This window comes from Vibrio harveyi NBRC 15634 = ATCC 14126 = KCTC 12724, assembly GCF_001591145.1.
Taxonomy (GTDB): Bacteria; Pseudomonadota; Gammaproteobacteria; order Enterobacterales; family Vibrionaceae; genus Vibrio; species Vibrio harveyi.
Genome location: NZ_BCUF01000007.1, coordinates 36,558 through 54,637 on the forward strand (window position 1 = coordinate 36,558; position 18,080 = coordinate 54,637).

18 protein-coding genes are annotated in these 18,080 nt (G+C 46.5%); 10 read left to right on the forward strand and 8 right to left on the reverse strand.

The features are described from left to right. Positions 1-4: 4 nt before the first annotated feature. From VHA02S_RS05565 to agaR (VHA02S_RS05580), 4 genes are all read right to left on the reverse strand, one after another. Positions 5-1,162 (reverse strand): SIS domain-containing protein, encoded by a 1,158-nt coding sequence (locus VHA02S_RS05565; RefSeq protein ID WP_005448944.1) that lies wholly within the window; start codon positions 1,160-1,162, stop codon positions 5-7. Beyond that, positions 1,159-2,469 (reverse strand): D-tagatose-bisphosphate aldolase, class II, non-catalytic subunit, encoded by a 1,311-nt coding sequence (locus tag VHA02S_RS05570; RefSeq protein ID WP_038898439.1) that lies wholly within the window; start codon positions 2,467-2,469, stop codon positions 1,159-1,161. The genes VHA02S_RS05565 and VHA02S_RS05570 overlap by 4 nt, the downstream gene beginning before the upstream one ends. An 8-nt stretch (positions 2,470-2,477) precedes the next feature. After that, positions 2,478-3,254 carry a transcriptional repressor AgaR gene (agaR, locus tag VHA02S_RS05575; protein ID WP_005448941.1) on the reverse strand — a complete coding sequence of 259 codons (777 nt, stop codon included), beginning with the start codon at positions 3,252-3,254 and terminating at the stop codon, positions 2,478-2,480. A 449-nt stretch (positions 3,255-3,703) separates the two neighbouring features. Next, positions 3,704-4,474 (reverse strand): transcriptional repressor AgaR, encoded by a 771-nt coding sequence (agaR, locus tag VHA02S_RS05580; protein ID WP_038898438.1) that lies wholly within the window; start codon positions 4,472-4,474, stop codon positions 3,704-3,706. A 235-nt stretch (positions 4,475-4,709) separates the two neighbouring features. Between agaR (VHA02S_RS05580) and VHA02S_RS05585 the strand changes: the two genes are divergently transcribed. The 7 genes from VHA02S_RS05585 (at position 4,710) to VHA02S_RS05615 (ending at position 12,242) form a co-directional block, all read left to right on the forward strand. Further along, positions 4,710-4,955: a DUF3297 family protein gene (locus tag VHA02S_RS05585; protein WP_005448935.1), complete on the forward strand. Its 246-nt coding sequence runs from the start codon at positions 4,710-4,712 to the stop codon at positions 4,953-4,955. Positions 4,956-5,180: 225 nt separating this feature from the next. Then, positions 5,181-5,891, forward strand: a complete 711-nt coding sequence (locus VHA02S_RS05590) for an ABC transporter ATP-binding protein (protein ID WP_005448934.1) — start codon at positions 5,181-5,183, stop codon at positions 5,889-5,891. Next, the gene (locus tag VHA02S_RS05595; protein ID WP_038898437.1) at positions 5,878-8,403 is read left to right on the forward strand and encodes an ABC transporter permease; all 2,526 of its coding nucleotides are present in this window, start codon (positions 5,878-5,880) and stop codon (positions 8,401-8,403) included. Before VHA02S_RS05590 ends, VHA02S_RS05595 begins: the two co-directional genes overlap by 14 nt. After that, positions 8,403-9,536: a lipocalin-like domain-containing protein gene (locus VHA02S_RS05600; RefSeq protein ID WP_038898436.1), complete on the forward strand. Its 1,134-nt coding sequence runs from the start codon at positions 8,403-8,405 to the stop codon at positions 9,534-9,536. Before VHA02S_RS05595 ends, VHA02S_RS05600 begins: the two co-directional genes overlap by 1 nt. An 82-nt stretch (positions 9,537-9,618) precedes the next feature. Continuing rightward, the gene (locus VHA02S_RS05605; protein ID WP_017189758.1) at positions 9,619-10,470 is read left to right on the forward strand and encodes a helix-turn-helix domain-containing protein; all 852 of its coding nucleotides are present in this window, start codon (positions 9,619-9,621) and stop codon (positions 10,468-10,470) included. A gap of 86 nt (positions 10,471-10,556) precedes the next feature. Beyond that, positions 10,557-11,909, forward strand: a complete 1,353-nt coding sequence (locus VHA02S_RS05610; protein WP_038898435.1) for an MATE family efflux transporter — start codon at positions 10,557-10,559, stop codon at positions 11,907-11,909. Between the two features lie 66 nt (positions 11,910-11,975). Then, complete coding sequence (locus VHA02S_RS05615; protein ID WP_005448923.1) at positions 11,976-12,242, forward strand: DUF2999 family protein; 267 nt, start codon at positions 11,976-11,978, stop codon at positions 12,240-12,242. Between the two features lie 189 nt (positions 12,243-12,431). Here the strand turns inward: VHA02S_RS05615 and VHA02S_RS05620 are convergent, their stop codons facing one another. From VHA02S_RS05620 to VHA02S_RS05630, 3 genes are all read right to left on the reverse strand, one after another. Continuing rightward, positions 12,432-13,253, reverse strand: coding sequence for a hypothetical protein (locus VHA02S_RS05620; protein WP_038898434.1), 822 nt, complete (start codon positions 13,251-13,253; stop codon positions 12,432-12,434). 108 nt (positions 13,254-13,361) lie between these two features. Further along, positions 13,362-13,844 carry a methylated-DNA--[protein]-cysteine S-methyltransferase gene (locus VHA02S_RS05625; RefSeq protein ID WP_009696589.1) on the reverse strand — a complete coding sequence of 161 codons (483 nt, stop codon included), beginning with the start codon at positions 13,842-13,844 and terminating at the stop codon, positions 13,362-13,364. Next, entirely contained in the window at positions 13,841-15,208 is a 1,368-nt protein-coding gene (locus VHA02S_RS05630) for a DNA-3-methyladenine glycosylase 2 family protein (RefSeq protein WP_038898433.1), read from the reverse strand. The genes VHA02S_RS05625 and VHA02S_RS05630 overlap by 4 nt, the downstream gene beginning before the upstream one ends. Positions 15,209-15,411: 203 nt before the next feature. Here VHA02S_RS05630 and VHA02S_RS05635 point away from each other — a divergent pair, with 203 nt between their 5' ends. Both VHA02S_RS05635 and VHA02S_RS05640 read left to right on the forward strand, forming a co-directional pair. Then, a complete protein-coding gene (locus VHA02S_RS05635; RefSeq protein ID WP_005448910.1) occupies positions 15,412-15,615 on the forward strand; it encodes a hypothetical protein in 204 nt (67 codons plus the stop codon). 348 nt (positions 15,616-15,963) lie between these two features. Continuing rightward, on the forward strand, positions 15,964-16,407 hold the full coding sequence (locus tag VHA02S_RS05640) for a DoxX family protein (protein ID WP_038895002.1): 444 nt from the start codon (positions 15,964-15,966) through the stop codon (positions 16,405-16,407). Positions 16,408-16,566: 159 nt separating this feature from the next. Here the strand turns inward: VHA02S_RS05640 and VHA02S_RS05645 are convergent, their stop codons facing one another. Further along, entirely contained in the window at positions 16,567-17,460 is an 894-nt protein-coding gene (locus VHA02S_RS05645; RefSeq protein ID WP_009696587.1) for a LysR family transcriptional regulator, read from the reverse strand. Positions 17,461-17,608: 148 nt separating this feature from the next. On the opposite strand from VHA02S_RS05645, the gene VHA02S_RS05650 reads away from it, so the two are divergent. Next, positions 17,609-17,962, forward strand: a complete 354-nt coding sequence (locus VHA02S_RS05650; RefSeq protein WP_005434702.1) for a MaoP family protein — start codon at positions 17,609-17,611, stop codon at positions 17,960-17,962. The last annotated feature ends 118 nt before the right edge of the window (positions 17,963-18,080 follow it).

Consider the following 18,080-nt stretch of genomic DNA (forward strand, 5'->3'; position numbering starts at 1 on the left):
TCCGTTACTTGTTGAATGGGTAGATGGTGACACCTTGCACCACACGATTGACTTCACCGGTTGGGCACGGATTGTCCGGTCCAAATCCCAGTTGAAGTGATTTTTCAAATGCCAACATTTGGCAGAAGAGAATGAATGGGAAGCACAGCCACTGATCGCCCAAGTCCAATCTCCCAAATTCAAAAACATCATCTTCGTTGAGAGACAGTTCTGTGAGAGCAATATGAGCTAATGCTTGTTTGTCGCGACGGATCTCATTGAATAAATCCAGATCGTACCCACGGGTATAAGCGTCACTTGATAGCAACTGGATCACGACCGCTTTATCGTTAATGGTGAATTTAGGACCATGGCGGAAGCCAAGAGATGAGTCGAAAGCCGTCATCACTTTACCTGCACTAAGCTCAAGCGATTTGAGTGATGCTTCACGGGCAAGCCCTGCAAAACCACCGCTACCAATTACGATTAAACGCTCATAAGGCTGGCTGGCGAGCGCCTTAATAGCAGACTCCCATTGCTCTAACTTGGCTTCGCAAAGTGCTGCTACCACTTCAATTTGTTCATGCCATTGTTTTGGAGATTGACCACCAAATAACGTCAGCGTAGACATCAACATACAACTGAAGCTTGATGTCATCGCAAAGCTCTTATCATTTGAGCCTTCAGGCATGATCACGCAGCAAGCATTTTGTGCAGTTCGAGCGTAATGAGAGAGTTCCCCGTCACGGTTACACGTCAAGAACAAGTGATGACAATGAGGAACAAGCTGATCGACAAGAGCAACAGCAGCAACGCTTTCCGGGCTATTACCAGAGCGGGCGTAAGAAACGACCAAGGTCGGACGACTCGGGTCCAGATACTGTTCCGGGTTTGACACTAAATCCGTGGTTGGGATGGACTCAACTTGAAATCTCAGCCCCTCTTGAATAAATGGTGCTGCCGCATCGCCGACAAATGCAGATGTGCCCGCACCAGTCAAAATAATGCGTAGGTCTGGCTGCTCAAGCAGAGGCGTTAGAAAATCGCGGATTGCCTCATACTGCTCTTCTAAAATGGTAGAAAGTGCTCGCCATAACTGAGGTTGATGACTGATTTCTTGAGCCGTATGAACACCATTACGTTGTTCTAACCATGGCAACTCATAGCCTAAAACTGAACTCATTTGGTCGTCTCCTTGCTAGCCACTGAATTGGCGTAACAGGCTTCGGAATAGACTTGTGTCACTTCCATTATCTTGTGCACGACAATCTCAGCAGGTTGATTTTGAATTTGATGTTGAGAAATTGCCTTAGCTTGGTTGGGTAAATATTGGCTAAGGATTGTGATTGGCAGAGGGTGAGCAGCTAAGTGGTCAAACAGAGCTTGCTGCGCTGCTTTAACCTCTGGATGATTCCAGTAGTAACGGATGCGATCACTCAAGCTGTAGCTGCAATCGAGATATTGTTGATGCCCTTTGCTGGAGTAGTGAGAACGCCAATAATTAGGTTGCTCTCTCATCACTTGTTCTATGGTTTCGCGTAAGTGAGAAGCATGATGAGCGCCTAACCACTCTTTCTCCGCAGAGTCCAGACCATACAAGGCTTCACGCAAAGCAAATGTGAGAGCTGGACCGACTTTGAGAATCGCAAAATGATCGCGAATCAGTTGGTGATATGCCTCTGGGTTTTGGTAATCCGTAGAATGCGCTTCGAAGACCAGATTTGGTTGGCTGTCGATCATATTGCTTAACGATCGCGCTGCCGCACTGTGGTAGTGATGTACTGAGTGGTGATCAAATTCCACTCCTGATTGCACCACTAAGCCAATCACACGAGGCCAAACATAGCTAAGCCCGATATCACTGAACGTTTGATGATGAGCATTTAGCGTTGCCAATGCTTCTTCCGCTTTCGTCACTTGAATACCTTCTTCTTCAAGCGACTCAAGAGCACCACCTGGCGTTGGAACTTCCGTGCCAACCACATACACTGGCGCTTCACCACCGACCGTTTTCCATGCTTGCTCTGCCACCAAACATAACTGGGCAGCACGCTGCGCCATTAGCTCTTCACTCAGCGGTACCTCGTCATCGGCACAAGGCATTGAACAATCGAGATGAATCTTCTTAAAGCCCGCGCAAACATAGTCTCGAATCATTTGCGCTGAATATTCCATTGCTTGGCTTGCTGGCAAGTGCTGCCAACAGTTAGGACCAAGATGATCGCCACCCAATACCACGTTCTCAGCGGGAAAATTAACCCGCTCAGCCAAATCAAATACGTGGCTCGCGAAATCTTGTGGCGTCATTCCGGTGTAGCCACCAAACTGATTAACTTGATTTGACGTTGCCTCAATCAAAACCAGTTGCTCATTTTGCGCAGCCTGCTTTATCGCAGCTTCAAGTACTAAGGGATGAGCAGAACACACAGCATAAATACCGGTAAGCTGACCTTGTTTGTGTTGCTCGATTAGAGAAAGTAACGCTTTCATTTTGATTCCTAGTTAACGATTTGATCCGCAATGACGACATCTACGCCAAGTTCAATAAGGGATTGGTGCGTGTTATGGGGAATGTTGCGATCAGTGACCAAGACGTCGATCTGGCTTGCAGCTCGGATCATGCAAAAGCTTTTGCGACCAAATTTGCTTGAATCGGTGACAGCAATGACTTGGCGAGCAACCTCACACATGGCGCGATTCACCTGAGCTTCTTGATTGTCCGGCGTAGTCACGCCAGCAAGCAGGTCGAATCCATCCACGCCCAAAAACAGCTTGTCAAAAAGGTAAGATCGAATTTGTTGTTCACCATGGTTACCTATCAGTGAACAAGAAGCGCGACGCAGGCTACCTCCAACCACATGTAACTCGACGTTTTCCATCTTGCTAAGTTGGTAGGCGGTATTGAGGGCATTGGTCATCACAACCAATTGTTGCTTATTGACCAAGTACTGCGGCATAAGACCTATCGTGGTACCGGAATCCAAAATGATCGCTTCACCATCTTGAATAAGGCTCGCTGCAGCCTGTGCTATCGCTTGTTTCGCACTGCGATTAAGTTGATCTTTGCGGTAGAGCGGTTGGTCAAAGGCAAAGTTAGGGTTGAGTGTTGCGCCACCATAACAGCGAAAAACACAGCCTTCTTTTTCTAGAAGATTGAGGTCGTGGCGAATGGTGACAGCCGATACATTGTAATGCTCGACAAAGTCGTCCACTTTTCCTGAACCATGACGACAAATATGAGCCATGATTTGCTGTCTTCGTTCTGCACTGTTCATTCACCAACTCTCCTTTCGTTCCATTTCGCTTTCCGTTAGAAATGTTTCGATTTTCTTTTCGTTGGTATTAAAACAGGGCGAAGTTAGGAAAAGTGAAAGCTAGATCACAGTCATTTTTCTTTCGTTTTCACCCCAAAAAACCTTTCACTTCATAAAAAACGAAAGGCTTTTCTCTTTCGTTATTAAATTGAAAGTAATCACAAAGGGGCGCATAAAAACTCACTTTCGATACAAGGAAAGTGAAAGGCAGGATGAAATAGAGTTAACAGCTGTCGTTTCGAACTACAGCCTGCGCGAGATCACAAAATGCAATATCAGTTATTTTTTTGAAGGTCGATGAAGTCGTTAGAAGACTTTTTTTTGATGCTGAAGTTGCACAAAGGTTTAAGTCGATCAGAAATAATCTTCACGATATTGATAGAAAAACCAATATCACTAATCACTAATCACTAATCAACAATACGTACATCAACGCCCATTGAAGTGAGATGTTCAAGGTAATCGGACGGGATGCCACTGTCAGTAATGAGCATATCAAGTTGCTCTGGTCGGGCAATAAGGCAAAAACTCTGACGAGAAAACTTTGATGAGTCAGTTACAGCAATAACGACTTGTGCCGCGTCAAGCATTCTTCGATTAATGTCAGCCTCACCCTGATGAGGAGTCGTGACGCCAGTAGATTTGTCAAAGCCATCCACACCTAAAAAGAGCTTGTTAAAGCGATAGCCTGCGAGGAAGTCCTCACCACTTAAACCGTGGACGGAATAAGAATTCTCACGCATGGTGCCTCCAGTGACCATAACAGAGACATTACTTTGATTGGCAAGGTGATAGGCGATGTTAATCCCATTAGTCATGACGACAAGATCATTCTTACCTTTCAAGTGATAAGCAATTTGCTCTGTGGTTGAACCAGAGTCGAGAATGATTTTATCGCCGTCCGCAATCAACGAGGCAGCATACTCTCCGAGCTTCGCCTTGATATTACTGTTGAGCTGCTTTTTATCATTGAGAGGACGTTCAAACGCAAACTGATTATTCAACAGTGCTCCGCCATAACAACGTTTGACGCAGCCTTGTTTCTCTAGATAGTTGAGGTCACTTCGAATGGTCACTTCTGACACATCATATTGCTTGGCAAAGTCACTCACTTCACCTCGCTGGGCGTTCTGGATGAACCGCAAAATCTCTTTGCGCCTTAATGATGCGTTTAATTTCATAAAAGTTGATCACCGGTAACAAGCTATAGATGTAATGATAGGTACTCGTATCTGTTTATAATGCAACCTTTCTTTAATGCTATCAAATTGAAATCGAGAGCGTATTCACGCCAAAAAAGACGATAGCATGGCTGTGAGTGTTATACGCTTCAAACTCACATCAACATTTCTTGAACACTCGCCTTGCACTGACTACAATGGCGCACTTTTTTTACGGACTTCAAGGTCACACAAAATGACAGATACAGCTAAACCAGCTCTACCAGATCGCCTAGCGGGTAACCCACGTAGCCCATTCTTCATCAAAGAATGTTTCGATCACCAAATCGGTATCCGTTTTAACGGCAAAGAGCGTACTGACGTAGAAGAATACTGCATCAGCGAAGGTTGGGTAAAAATTGCTTCTCCTAAAGCAAAAGACCGTTTCGGTAACCCAATGCTTATCAAACTTAAAGGCGAAGTTGAAGCGTACTACGTGTAAGCCGAACACGCTGAATTTCTTTGAAAGCTCGAATCTGACTCGGGCTTTTTTAATGCCTGCCATATCCCCTCCTCGTTTAATCTAATCCCTCTTCTTTTCAGTACAAGTTATTAAGAAATCGATGTAAATCGCTGTTTTTATCTTATTGTTGTCTAAAGTTTCTATAGAACTTACTGTAATAACCATTGCCAAAAGAAACGACACCTTTGAACACAAGGAGAGGAAATGGAAAGCCCACTTGTCACACTTAAACATGCGAGTAAAAGCTTTGTCGATGGTAAAGAGACACATCGCGTGTTGGAAGGCGTCGACTTTACGTTGAACACAGGAGCGAGTGTTGCGCTGACGGGCGCCAGTGGTAGCGGCAAAAGTACCCTACTCAATATCATCGCTGGCTTTGAGCCGCTTTCCGAAGGTGAGTTGTGGTTAGATGGCGATAACACGACGGCTTGGAAAGACCCACAATGGAGCCGATTTCGACACCAAAAGCTCGGTGTTATCTTCCAGCAATTCAATCTGTTAACGCCGCTCAACGTGCAGCAAAACATCGCCTTCCCTCTGCATTTGAATCAACAGAAATGGAACGACTGGTGCGATTACTTGGTCGAGACTCTGGGCATCAGCCAACTGCTCGATAGACATGTTTCTGCCCTTTCCGGTGGTCAACAACAACGAGTTGCGATTGCGCGCGCATTAGCCCACAAACCTAAACTGCTGCTTGCTGATGAACCCACAGGTAACCTCGACCAAAAAGCTGGTTTGGAAGTGATGAAACTACTGAGTGAAATCACCACCCAAGGCAATACGGCAGTGCTGTTAGTCACCCACAGTCCTGACTGCGCTGAGTTTATGAAAACACGGCTGCGATTGGATAATAATCAGCTACAGAACAGTCATCAAGTAAACAAACATGAGCTTCACCATGAAGCAAGCTAAGCTCCAAAACACCAGATTCACGCATACTCGACTCGCCCTGAATCTGTTTGCGGCGCACTATCGGCAGGCACCACTGCAAGCCGCCGCGATTCTGATCGGTATCGTGTTGGCTGTGACCTTGTTTGTTGCGGTACAAGCCATCAACCTCAATGCCAAGCGCAGTTATGCAGAGTCTACCGAGCAGCTTAGCGCACAAGCTCAGAACTTAATTATTCCACCAGCAGGGCAAAACTATCTGCCTGAATCGCTCTACTTCACCCTTAGACAAAACGGGCTCAGTGCAGCACTACCTGTAATCGAAGGGCGAGTGAGAGATGAACAAGGGCGTCGCTGGTCAGTACAAGGCAGCGAGTTGATTGCCGCTATCTCTTCACGTTCTCGGTATTCTGCAAACGGAAAGTCAGCAGAAAACCAACAGAACGTCTCTTTGTTCGACAGTGCTTTACCTTTGCCTGAGCTTTTAGCCGGCAAGCCAATCGTGATGATGAGTCAATCTCAACATCAAAACTTAGGAGAGGTAGAAACCCTAACTCTGGACGACATTCCAACCCAAGTGGTGGTGCTACCCGACGAATGGCAGTTAGGTAGCCGAATGTTGATGGACATTGGCTTTGCCCAGCAACTGCTCAATAAACAAGGACAGCTCAGTTACATTGCGGTTTTCCACTCGGGTTATAAAGGGAATAAAGACACGCAAGCAAATTGGCAGAAGCTGATTGGCGATCAAGGGCAATGGATTTCCAACAATCAAAGCACAGACCTTGGCTCGCTGACCGACAGCTTTCACCTCAATCTCACAGCAATGAGCTTACTTGCCTTTTTAGTCGGGTTGTTCATTGCTTACAACGGCGTAAAGTACAGCTTGCTGAAACGCAATCGACTGTTAGTGCAGATTCAACAGGCGGGCGTTGCGCCGAGCATTGTGTTCTCTGCGCTGTTAGTTGAACTCACAATTCTGGTTACCATCGGTGCTTCGCTGGGTTTTGTATTGGGCATGCAACTTAGCCATTGGCTGCACCCGACCGTAGCACTGACTTTAGAGCAACTTTATGGAGCGACACTGCTGCCCAGTACTTGGCAGTGGCAATGGTGGGCGCAAGCGCTGTTACTCACATTAGCCGCAACCCTATTGGCATGTTGGCAGCACTTTAAACAGCGCGTGCGCCAGCCGCTTTCCTCTCATGGCGGATTTTATCAAGCACCTGAAGCCTCTAACGAAAACCACTTGTTCGTGATAGGTGCTGCTTTGACGGCTCTCGCACTTGCAGGGTTATGGCTGAGTGAGCATCACCGATTTACCATGGCGTGGCTCGGCGTGCTTGTGGTGTCGATTCCTTTATATCTTCCTAAAACACTCAGCGTACTAGCAAACTGGAGTGAAAAGCGCACCACTTCCGGTTTGCTGCAGTACCTGTTTGCTGAGCTGCGTGAGCTGATTTCTCCGCTTTCTCTCGCCATGATGGCGTTGCTACTCGCCGTTACTGCCAACATGGGGATGAACACCTTAGTGGGCAGCTTTGAATCCACCCTAAAACAGTGGTTAGAACAAAGGTTGCACGCCGATATTTACGTCAGCCCTGCCCAAGGGGAAATCGCAGATGTAGAGCGCGCATTAGGACAGTTCGACAAGGTTGAGACCGTCTACAAGCAATACTACGTCGACGATAACCTGCAAGGCTTACCGATTTTGCTTGGTACCAAAGACAAAGACACCTTAGAGCAAACCATGGTGTTCAAATCGCATTTGGAGAACTTCTGGTCCCGCTTTTACCAAGGTGAGCTGATCGCCATCAGTGAACCAACCGCAGTCAAACTGGGTTTATCACTGGGTAGCGAGCTCACGCTTGATGCCGTTCCAAATAAGAACCTGCTTGTGGGTGCGGTATTCCATGATTACGGCTCACCCAACGGTGAAGTCTTGTTATCACCAAAGTTATGGCAAGAGAGCGGATTTACCGACTTGCCAACAAGCCTTGGCATTAAAGTATCTGGTGACCCACAAATCGTATACGACCAACTGCGCGAGCAACTGAATCTGCATCAAAGTCAGCTCTACGATCAGGCGCAAATCAAATCCATCGCGTTGGATATTTTCTCGCAGACCTTCGCCATTACACGCGCACTCAACGGCGTGACTTTGATGGTCGCGGTGATTGGTTTGTTCAGTGCTTGTTTCATGTTGCTCGACGCGCGCAAAGCCGCCATCGCAAGGCTATATGCACTTGGCGTCAGCCGTCGAAAATTAATGACCATGGTGGTCGGACAGATCGTCGCTTTGGTCAGTTTTACTCTGGTTATCGCCCTACCCCTCGGAGCCATAGTGGGTTATGTGCTGACAGACATCGTCACCTTGCGCGCTTTTGGTTGGAGCTTAAATTATCTGTGGAATTGGAGTGATGCCCTCAGCATTGCGGCGATCACCATCTTGGTGGCAGTGATTGCGACCTTGATTCCGCTGTGGCGATTAGTCAGTAAGCCTGTCGTGTCCAGTTTGCAAAGCGAGGTGTTGTGATGGTTCGATTAGCAAGCAAACTTACTCTGTTCATAGGTAGTCTATTCCTATTTGGATGTGAAGATCCCCAACAAAAAAATATGAGCACACAAAATATGGGCACGTTGCTGGGCAGTGGAGATACGCAAAGTAAGAGCAACCCATTCACACCCGTGGAAAAAGGGGTTGAACTCACCTTCCCAGCAGACCATCAAGCGCACCCGAATTTTCGTCATGAATGGTGGTACTTAACCGCTAACTTAATTGATGAAGACAGCAACCCACTTGGCGTCCAATGGACACAATTTCGCTTTGCTGCTGCACCGCCGCCACCGCCAAAGGGCGAAGATGACGTAAAGAAAACCGAATGGCAGACTCAGCAAATCTTCATGGCACACAGCGCGGTCACCACAACCGACAAACACTACGCCGATGAAAAATGGTCACGCGATCAAGCCTCTCTAGCCGGCGTCGACACTTCACCATTTCGGGTTTATCTCGATGATTGGCAGTGGACTTCTTCAACCACCGATCTCTTCCCTGCAACATTGAAGGCGAACTCGGAACAGTTTGGCTATTCGCTGACGCTTACCAGCAGCGCACCTTATCAAAAGCAAGGCGAACAAGGTTACAGCACCAAAAGTGCCGATGGTCAGGTGGCTTCGTATTACTACAGCCAACCATTTATTGATGTTTCCGGTGAAGTCACGATCGACGGCAAAACTCATCAAGTGTCGGGCAAAGGTTGGATAGACCGAGAGTGGAGCTCGCAATTCTTACTCGACTCACAACAAGGCTGGGACTGGTTTGCCCTAAGGTTGAGTGACGAAACCAGCTTGGTGGTGTTCCAATTGCGAGATTCCAAAACCGGTCAAGCCAGTTACTCCAGCGCAAGGCTGATGCAGCAAGATGGTTCTGGCATCGCTATCCCACAAAAAGACATTCAGTTAGAGGCAACCAATCAAACAGAAATCCAAGGTCGCAATTATCCAACTCAGTGGCAAGTGTCGATTCCTAAGCAACAAATCGAGCTAACCGTTTCTGCACTCAACCCGAACGCGAAAATGCCGCTTTCGGTGCCTTATTGGGAAGGTCCAGTGCGTATTGATGGCTCTCATTCTGGGACTGGTTATATGGAACTTACTGGCTACTGAGGACAAAAATTTCCGTGCACAACCTTGGTTATTCGATTCATAATGATGAAATCCTCATCCCCAAGAGCTGTTGAATGCCCTCATGAGCAATATGATTTCGCCAATCCGACAAGTGCGACTCATTTTAGGTGAGCCGTGTCGAGCGCTTGAATTTTCAGACATCCAAGAAGACCCATACATCGAGCCACATCGCCACGAGTACTGGGAGATTGTCTGGTGCTTGGATAATAGCGGAACGCAGAGCATCGATTTCGTCGAATACCAAAACCGCCTTGGTCGCTTATTTACCATTTCACCAGGGCAGGTTCACCATTCCGAGTTCATGGGTAAAAACATTCGCATGTTGATATTCCGTCCCGGCTTTGCTGAAACCAATCCACGCAGCACGCAGTTGGTGAATAGCGTATTTTCTACGATTGATCGACCGCCGTACCTCGATTGTAGCGAAGAGAGTTTTCCCTACCTAGAATCAATTTACACCCTAATCAAAGAAGAATGTGAAAGAGAGGATTGTGATTGGGATCTTGTCGAATCACTCATCAACAGCTTTCTACGCTATGCATTGCGCTTTGCTAAAACACCATCTCAAAAAGGGGAGCAGAAAGACGCTCGCATCGTACAGTTGACCGAATTAATTGAGCTGCATTATCGCGAACAAAAGAAATGCCAGTTCTACTCCGATGCCTTAGCTCTCACCAGCAAACGTCTAAACGAGTTAGTGAAAGCCGACAGAGGCAAGACGGTCACGCAACTGATTCATGACCGAATCATATTAGAAGCCAACCGAGAACTGGTGTTTTCGACGAAAACCGTCAAGACCATAGCATTTGAATTAGGCTTTGATGACCCTGCCTATTTCAGCCGCTTCTATCGGAAACAAAAAGGAGAAACACCAGCGGAATTTCGTCTACGATGTTTAGATAGTGCAATATAATGGGCGGATAATCCCTTTTCGCCACACTTGAATGTACTGATAATACCCGAACATAAATCCACCACATTCGGGTATTTTTCTATTCCATGGCTATCAATCTAAAAACTGATCCCATTTCAAAATCCTTTTATCAGTACCTGTGGCCTGCTCTCACTGGCATGGTGATCAAATCTTTGTTCATCATGGGCGATGCGTTATTTATCGGTTTGGGCGTTGGTCCCGATGGACTTGGTGCTATTGCCTTAGTCATTCCACCGTTTTCGATTTTTACTGCCATCGCCATGATGGTTGGCATTGGTGGCGCCGCAAAAATGTCGATCGAAATTGGTAAAGGCAACTCCGAGTCCAGCCAGATGTGGTTTAGCCAATCCATGTTGATTACCACTTTGCTATCCACTATCACGGTGACGCTCGCTCTCATTTGGTTAGATGAATTGATTGCCTTGATGGGCGCTTCAGGCAACTTGGCTCAGCTTGCTCATGATTACCTTGTTGTACTGTTACCGTTTTTTACTCTCTATTCCCTCGCTTGGGTACTGTCTTGCTTTGTGCGTAACGACACCAACCCCAAATTGGCAACCTATGCGATGTCGATTGGTGCCATTACTAATCTCGCATTTGATTACCTATTTATCATCGAGATGAACATGGGGATGAAGGGCGCAGCGTATGGTACGGCCATTGCTCAAGCGGTCATCGCACTGATTTTGTTGACTCACTTTGTGCAAAAGAAAGGCGCTTTGGTACTGAGCTTAAAAGGCATAGGATTCAGCAAAACCAAAGAGATTTTAAGCATCGGTACACCGACATTCTTTATCGAAGTCACGTCTGCAATGACCATTGTTTTGTTTAATTATGTCTTACTGACTCAATTTGGTGAGAGTCATATCATTGCCTACGGCTTGACTACGAACGTCGGTGTGTTCGCCCTCTTTGTCATGGTCGGCATCGCGCAAGCGTGTCAGCCAATCATCAGCTTTAACCACGGCGCAGCTCGCCCAGAGCGCATTGATGAGATCTTAAAACTAGGGTTAAAAACGGCAATTGGTAGCGGCACCGTCTTCCTAATGGGGATTTGGTTATTGGCACCCATAATTGCATCGGTGTACTTAGGTAACAGCAACGACTTGATCCCACTTGCCGCGACTGCACTCACCTTCTACTTCTTCGGCGTGCCTTTGATGGGGTTAAACATGGTGATTGCTAATTTGTTCCAAGCCATTGCCAAACCAAAGCAAGCAACACTCATTTCATTGAGCCGAGGGTTTGTTTTTGTTGCGTTGGGTGTTTTGATACTGCCTAAGTTCTTCCCGCACAACGGTATTTGGGCAAGCATTCTCTTCGCAGAGTCTCTCACCGCGGTGATCAGCTTGAGCATGTTATTCAATTACCGGAAACGCACGGTAGAACCAACAAATGCTTTCGCGAGCAGTTCTTAGTTCAACCAAACCCAGCCAAATGATAAACTCGGGTTCTATTTCATTCTGTGATTAAAAGGAAATGCGATGAACCCGATTATTGCGCTGTTGAAAGAGAACAATATCAGCGACGAACAAATCAACGAGATTTTTCAGACTCTGACCCAAAACCCTCTTGCGGCAATGGCAACAATCAGCCAGCTAGGTCTACCACAAGACAAGCTACAAATGCTGATGGCACAAGTGATGCAAAACCCAGTGCTAATCAAAGAAGCGGTGGATGAGTTGGGATTGGATTTCTCAAAAGTTGAAGAAGCAAAAGAGAAGCTTCAAAGCCAAAATCAAGGCAACTAATTCCTTGTATACCCAAGTCACCTCGGATGCTTAGTTTAGTGAGAATCACTTGATTTGAAACCTGCGTTTGAAGTCGCTTGGGCATAGTAGAAAACAGAAGGCAGTTAATCCCAATTGAGTGGGCTTAACTGCCTTTTTGTTATCAGGTTCAAGCCGTTATTTGCTACTTTCTATTCTCACGTGTTCTAGCTACGCCAATGGTGAGTTCTCACAATACTTCTGGTCATCCGCAGTCAGTTTTTTCTTACTCGCTTGGCTTAAGTGATAGTGCACCAACATCAACAAATCATGCGCGTAGAAAAGCTCAAAAGCGTCCTCTCCATTTTGTCGACAGATTGCTTCACAGCGATCAGCGTGCACTTTGGCTTTGAGTGGGTTTCCTGCTTTGAGCAAACTCATGGCTAAGCGATATTCTGCGCGCTCTTCTTGTATCCAACCTCCCGCTACCTTCCAATACTCCAGCGCCAATGTAGCAGCCTCTAGCATGTGTTCTACTTGCACCTCAGAGCGGGTTTCAAGCTCTTCATATTGGCAGGCAAGGTTGTTACCCGTAATGGCAATTGAACGCGCTAAAGGCTCGGCAGCTTGATCTGAATCTATACCGTTGGCTGCTTTTGCTAACCACGTGCTCGCTTGCTCTAGTTCATTCATTGCTGACAGCTCGTTAGCAATTTGAGCAAACACGCGACGCTGATCGACATCATCTAGATCCGTAATCGGGTCTGTATTTTGATCAACGAAGTACTGTGCAACGGCTTTGGCTCTCTGACGCGCTAGACACTGAGTCGCTACGCCATTTTCGAGCTTATCTAAACTGGAGAGAAACTGGCTTGGGTCGTGCAGATGACCAATGGATGTGTGCAACATCAAGGGTAAGATGCGCTCAGCATGGTTAGTGTCTTCCACCTCGCTAAGCGCTTGTTCTAATTGATTGTATGTTTGTTGTGGCTGCGCTTCATGTCGCTGCCAGCTTTGGTTTATGAATGCATCAAAATCCGTATTGAAAGACATATCCTTATTATCCTTTTTCATTGCTCTGAATTGTTTATTAGCACAACAACCCTACACAAAATTTAGCCAAATAAGATAAACCTTGCCGGATTCTGAGAATGGTCTCACTTAAAGTGGCGTGCCCTTCTCCAATGCGAGTAATCGTTGCTTTCGCTCTACCCCGCCCGCATAGCCCGTAAGCTTGCCACTTTTGCCGATGACACGATGGCACGGCACCACAATCGAGATTGGATTTTTACCATTCGCCAGCCCCACCGCACGTACCGCTTTCGGATTACCGATGGCATTTGCCAAGTCTTGGTAGCTCCATGTCTCACCGTAAGGAATAGTCGTTAGCGCATCCCAAACTTGAGTTTGGAAAGCCGTACCTGTCGCTGCAAGGGGCAAGTCGAATTCGTTACGCAGCCCAGCAAAGTATTCTTCCAATTGAGTAACAGTCTGGCTGAGCACTGCATGTTGATCATCACGCTCACCCAACTCGTCTGGTTTGGTGGTACACGTTTCAAACCAAATTCCCAGCAAACCTTGATCGTTAGCTTGAATGGTCACAGCGCCTAACGGACTTGGCATTACCGTATAAAGTGATTTCATGATTGATTCCATAAGTGAAAAGTCGCGTAACTGCCCCAAGGCGACGCAGTATGAGCATTCAATGACGGATAGTTTGGCATGGCTTTCTTCACCACCAAGTCTTTATCTAAAAAACAATCGGGCTGAGATTGGCCACGCAATTGCGCATAGCTCACCGTCCACGGACCAATGCCTTTTAATTCCAGCCATTGCTGCGGATCGGCTTCAGGGTTTTGCTGCATGTACTGAGCAAATCGCACGAGTGTGTCTTTACGGCTTTGCGGCATACGCAAGAAGCTAACATCGGCATTCGCAATGGCTTCTGGCGTTGGAAAGTGGCGCGCTTGCTGATCGTTACTGAGCGTTTCTACCAACAAATTAAGTTGTCCGATAGCCGCTTTGACCGACACTTGCTGCCCCAACACAGCGCGTACACCGGCTTCCCACGCACTCCAGACGCCCGGAATGCGAATCCCTTGGGTTTTCACCAACCCTGGCGCGATGTAATTAAGGTGCTGCTCCACCGTGCAAATATCCGCATCAAGGTCGAACATGCGACGCACTCCAGACACCAAATTCTGCAATGTAGTGACGTCTTCAATATCGAACTCCATCTCAAGGTAACCCTCCCCTTGAGTGACCTTAAATCGTGCATGGCAATCATCAAGTAGAACATTGCGCTGGTAAGCATCTTGTGTGACTTGCTCCATTCCTTCAATCGCACGCAGACGATAAAAGTCGAGCATGTGTTGCCAGTGCAAAGCGCCGCGATAAGGGAGCACGATTCGGTTCGTCCCCACTCCATCAAACTCCTTTCTGCGCACTTGAGAAGGCGTTAGCTGAAGGATCTTTTGGAACGCATCATTGAAGCGTCGAGTGCTGTTAAAACCCGCGGCAAAACCGACTTCGGTGACTGACATCGAACTCGAATGCAGAAGCTGCTTGGCAAACATCAATTGCTGATACTGCGCATATTGCTTAGGTGACATCCCCAAATATTGCTCGAACAGCATGCGCAAGTAACGATCCGAGATCCCAAGACGATCGGAGAGATCTGCAAGGGACTGATGATGTAACTCACCTTGATCGATCATTTTGATCGCACGTTGGAATGTGGTTTCAACCCCTTTCCAAGCCCATGATCCTGGCGCACTATCCGGGCGACAACGCAAACACGGACGATAACCTGCCTTCAAAGCTTGCGTCTTGTCAGTGAAGTACTCGACGTTTTCCTCTTTGGGCAAATTGGCTGGGCAGATCGGGCGGCAAAAGATCCCTGTGGTTTTCACCGCAATGTAAAAGCGCCCATCAAAACGGCTATCACGTGCCATGCGTGCTTTTTGACATTGTTCGAAGGTCAACGATGTGTGTGGGTGGATGAGCATAGTGCTGTCCTTGCGTACACAGTGTGTGTTTAACGAGTGGGTAACTTGCTCGCCACTCGATCGGTATAACTTCATTGTAGAACGAGGAGTTACTGTAGATTAGCCATTTTCGGAACTCAATATTGAGAAATTTTGGCATTAGTAAATTTGTGCACTAAAGTTAGATCAGAACAACACAACAACGTCGGCTAAAGGGAATTGGCATGGACTTACATACGTGCGTGATTGTACTTAGAAATCACAAGGTTATTACCAGTAAATCAGTCGAGCACTCGATAGGGATTATCGAACGCGACTCTGATAACGAGATTTCAGAAATTCAAATCAATGCGACTGATGGTGTGAATATTCGCACTTATCACTACAGTAGTGTGGAAGACTCGCTTGAAAGCTTAATGAATCTATAAAAACTCCTTTCTCCCTTGTTAATCGTAAAAGCAAAAGAGCACAGCCCCCTGTGTTCTTTTTTTTGCCCGTAGTACACAGACACCCTTCTAAAAGACCAACCAAAGTAAAGAATGTCATTCAAAATTTTACCAATTCCTTGATCAAAACCGGCACGTATGAGCACTAAAAACAAATACTTTTAACAATTTAAGTTAATGTATTTAAAAATAAAAAAACGTTCCATCGAATTTATCGAACGAGAACATCAAATTGCCCCAATTTTTTCTTTCTCTCCTCCTACCTACACTGATTTCAACAGCAAGGGAGTCACCACTCCTCATCAGAAAAATTCGAGAAAGGATAAAGTCATGAAAGCACTACTACAGAAAATCACCACTTCAAACGCGGGTTACAGCGCACTCGCACTTCGCATTCCAGTCGGCATCATCTTTATGGCGCACGGCGCCCAAAAACTTTTTGGCTGGTTTGGCGGTTATGGTCTTGAAGGTACAGGTCAATGGATGGCATCGATTGGCTTAGGTCCAGGCATGCTGATGGCATTTTTAGCAGGCAGTGCAGAGTTTTTTGGCGGTTTATTCATCTTACTTGGTCTACTTACCCGCCCAGCAGCGGTGGCTTTGGCATTCACCATGGTTATCGCCATTTTCTCGGTTCACTTTGAAAATGGCTTGTTTATGTCAAACAACGGCTACGAGTTTGGTTTAGCACTACTGGCAGCAAGCGTTTCTCTCGCTTTCTCTGGTGCAGGCAAAGCCGCATTGGATGAAGCGCTCCGTCAGAAACTGGCGTAAACGGGAGCAAAAACGACCTTCACAGTGCCACAACTCTCGCTTCAAGAAGGCGATTTATTTATAAACATATCGGCATTTCCCGAAACCCATACAAAAAACCCCTTGGCATCACACCAAGGGGTTTTCGTTTAATTTTGCACTGGATCGCAAAAGCAGAAATTACTCGTCTGCAGGAATGTCCGCAATTTGTTGCAAGCTGTACGCCGTTAACGGGTCAATCTCTTTTACGATTTCTTCAACCTGCTTAATCGCTTCTACAGACGTGCTGGCTTTGCGATAGCTCAAATAGATAGGACGGTACCAATCTTCTACGCCAGACACCTTGTGGAGCTGCCCGCTTGCAATAAAAGGCTCTACCAGAGACGCTGGTAGGTATGCGCTGCCACCTTTCTCTAAAACGAAGTCTAACGCGATACGAGCGGTAGAAGTGCGAAGGTAAGGCGCTGGGATTTTCGGGTGACGTTCCGCGTGTTCTGAAGCGAAGCGCGTACCCCAATCAACGTAAACGTATTTCTTGTTAAACACCGTATCAAGAGAATCTTGTTCGGTAGACACAAGCACCAACACCACGTCAGCCACTTTTTTGCAGTTAAGCTCATCCGCTTTGATTTGATCGAAGGCGAAAGCCATATCGAGTGTGCGCTCAAGCAGGCTGCGGCTTAGCATCTCACGTCCCATGACTTCCGCCATAAAACCGTAACCACCAAACGAGTCTGTTACGACACTCAAACAGTTTTGCAGGTAAGCATCCCAAATGTTCGGCGTACCACCCATGGTGAGCTGCAACGCTTTGCCATCTTCGAGGGATAATTCGAGTTTGGCTTGCTGCAAGGTGGTGACCATCACCTCTGCATAGCCTATTAAACGCTCACCTGCGGAGGTCAACTTTATGTTATTTCGATCACGAATAAACAACTGCGTATCGAAATAACTTTCGAGTTGTTTGATGCGTGCGCTCACAGCGGCTTGAGTAATGTACAAGTTCTCAGCAGCTCGTCCGAAGTGACGAACCTTTGCCAGCTCTAAAAATGTTCGAAAGACCTTTACATCCATAAACCATCTCCTGGTCAATATAAAACCAGATTAACAACTAATTAAAATTTTGACGACAAAAAAGTTTTGTTTTTCTTTTGTTAGCTTTGCGCCTAATTTTCGCCGTAATTCATCACATTCATCAATAACGGTTACAGAGGCTGTTGATATGTCTGACACTGAATTTCGTCATGGCAAAAAACGTTTTTACGACAACGTAAAATTCCCACGCGGCTTTGCAAAGTCTGGCGATTTTACTCTTTCGGAAGAGGAAATCCTAACAATTTATGGGGATACTATGCTTGGCCTAGAGTCAGGCGAGTTGACACCTGAGAACAGCGAAGAGAAACACTTCGTAAAAGTTCTGGAAAACCCAGGCAAAGCGAAAACTAAGATCGAGCGCACTTGGTTAAAATACACACAGTTAGCTCGTGGTCGCAAACGCTTCCACACGCTAAACGGTCGTAACAAACCAGAGGCGTCAGATGACTACGCAGAAGAGAGCCTAGCAGAAGACGATTAACCGACTCTGCCAAGCCTTAATGCTTGGTTAATCCTCAGAGTGTTTCATTCTGTGGAGTTGCAAAAATTTTTCTTTTTCAAAAGCCCAGAGGTGTTTCACCAAAGGGCTTTTTCATTTT

Coding starts and splice junctions, on each gene's coding strand:
- VHA02S_RS05630 (WP_038898433.1), bottom strand. CDS start 15,208: ATGCTCATCCACCCACACACATCGTTGACCTTCGAACAATGTCAAAAA.
- VHA02S_RS05620 (WP_038898434.1), bottom strand. CDS start 13,253: ATGTCTTTCAATACGGATTTTGATGCATTCATAAACCAAAGCTGGCAG.
- VHA02S_RS05610 (WP_038898435.1), top strand. CDS start 10,557: ATGGCTATCAATCTAAAAACTGATCCCATTTCAAAATCCTTTTATCAG.
- agaR (WP_038898438.1), bottom strand. CDS start 4,474: ATGAAATTAAACGCATCATTAAGGCGCAAAGAGATTTTGCGGTTCATC.
- VHA02S_RS05650 (WP_005434702.1), top strand. CDS start 17,609: ATGTCTGACACTGAATTTCGTCATGGCAAAAAACGTTTTTACGACAAC.
- VHA02S_RS05570 (WP_038898439.1), bottom strand. CDS start 2,469: ATGAAAGCGTTACTTTCTCTAATCGAGCAACACAAACAAGGTCAGCTT.
- VHA02S_RS05590 (WP_005448934.1), top strand. CDS start 5,181: ATGGAAAGCCCACTTGTCACACTTAAACATGCGAGTAAAAGCTTTGTC.
- VHA02S_RS05585 (WP_005448935.1), top strand. CDS start 4,710: ATGACAGATACAGCTAAACCAGCTCTACCAGATCGCCTAGCGGGTAAC.
- VHA02S_RS05625 (WP_009696589.1), bottom strand. CDS start 13,844: ATGAAATCACTTTATACGGTAATGCCAAGTCCGTTAGGCGCTGTGACC.
- VHA02S_RS05645 (WP_009696587.1), bottom strand. CDS start 17,460: ATGGATGTAAAGGTCTTTCGAACATTTTTAGAGCTGGCAAAGGTTCGT.
- VHA02S_RS05565 (WP_005448944.1), bottom strand. CDS start 1,162: ATGAGTTCAGTTTTAGGCTATGAGTTGCCATGGTTAGAACAACGTAAT.
- VHA02S_RS05595 (WP_038898437.1), top strand. CDS start 5,878: ATGAAGCAAGCTAAGCTCCAAAACACCAGATTCACGCATACTCGACTC.
- VHA02S_RS05635 (WP_005448910.1), top strand. CDS start 15,412: ATGGACTTACATACGTGCGTGATTGTACTTAGAAATCACAAGGTTATT.
- VHA02S_RS05605 (WP_017189758.1), top strand. CDS start 9,619: ATGAGCAATATGATTTCGCCAATCCGACAAGTGCGACTCATTTTAGGT.
- VHA02S_RS05615 (WP_005448923.1), top strand. CDS start 11,976: ATGAACCCGATTATTGCGCTGTTGAAAGAGAACAATATCAGCGACGAA.
- agaR (WP_005448941.1), bottom strand. CDS start 3,254: ATGAACAGTGCAGAACGAAGACAGCAAATCATGGCTCATATTTGTCGT.
- VHA02S_RS05600 (WP_038898436.1), top strand. CDS start 8,403: ATGGTTCGATTAGCAAGCAAACTTACTCTGTTCATAGGTAGTCTATTC.
- VHA02S_RS05640 (WP_038895002.1), top strand. CDS start 15,964: ATGAAAGCACTACTACAGAAAATCACCACTTCAAACGCGGGTTACAGC.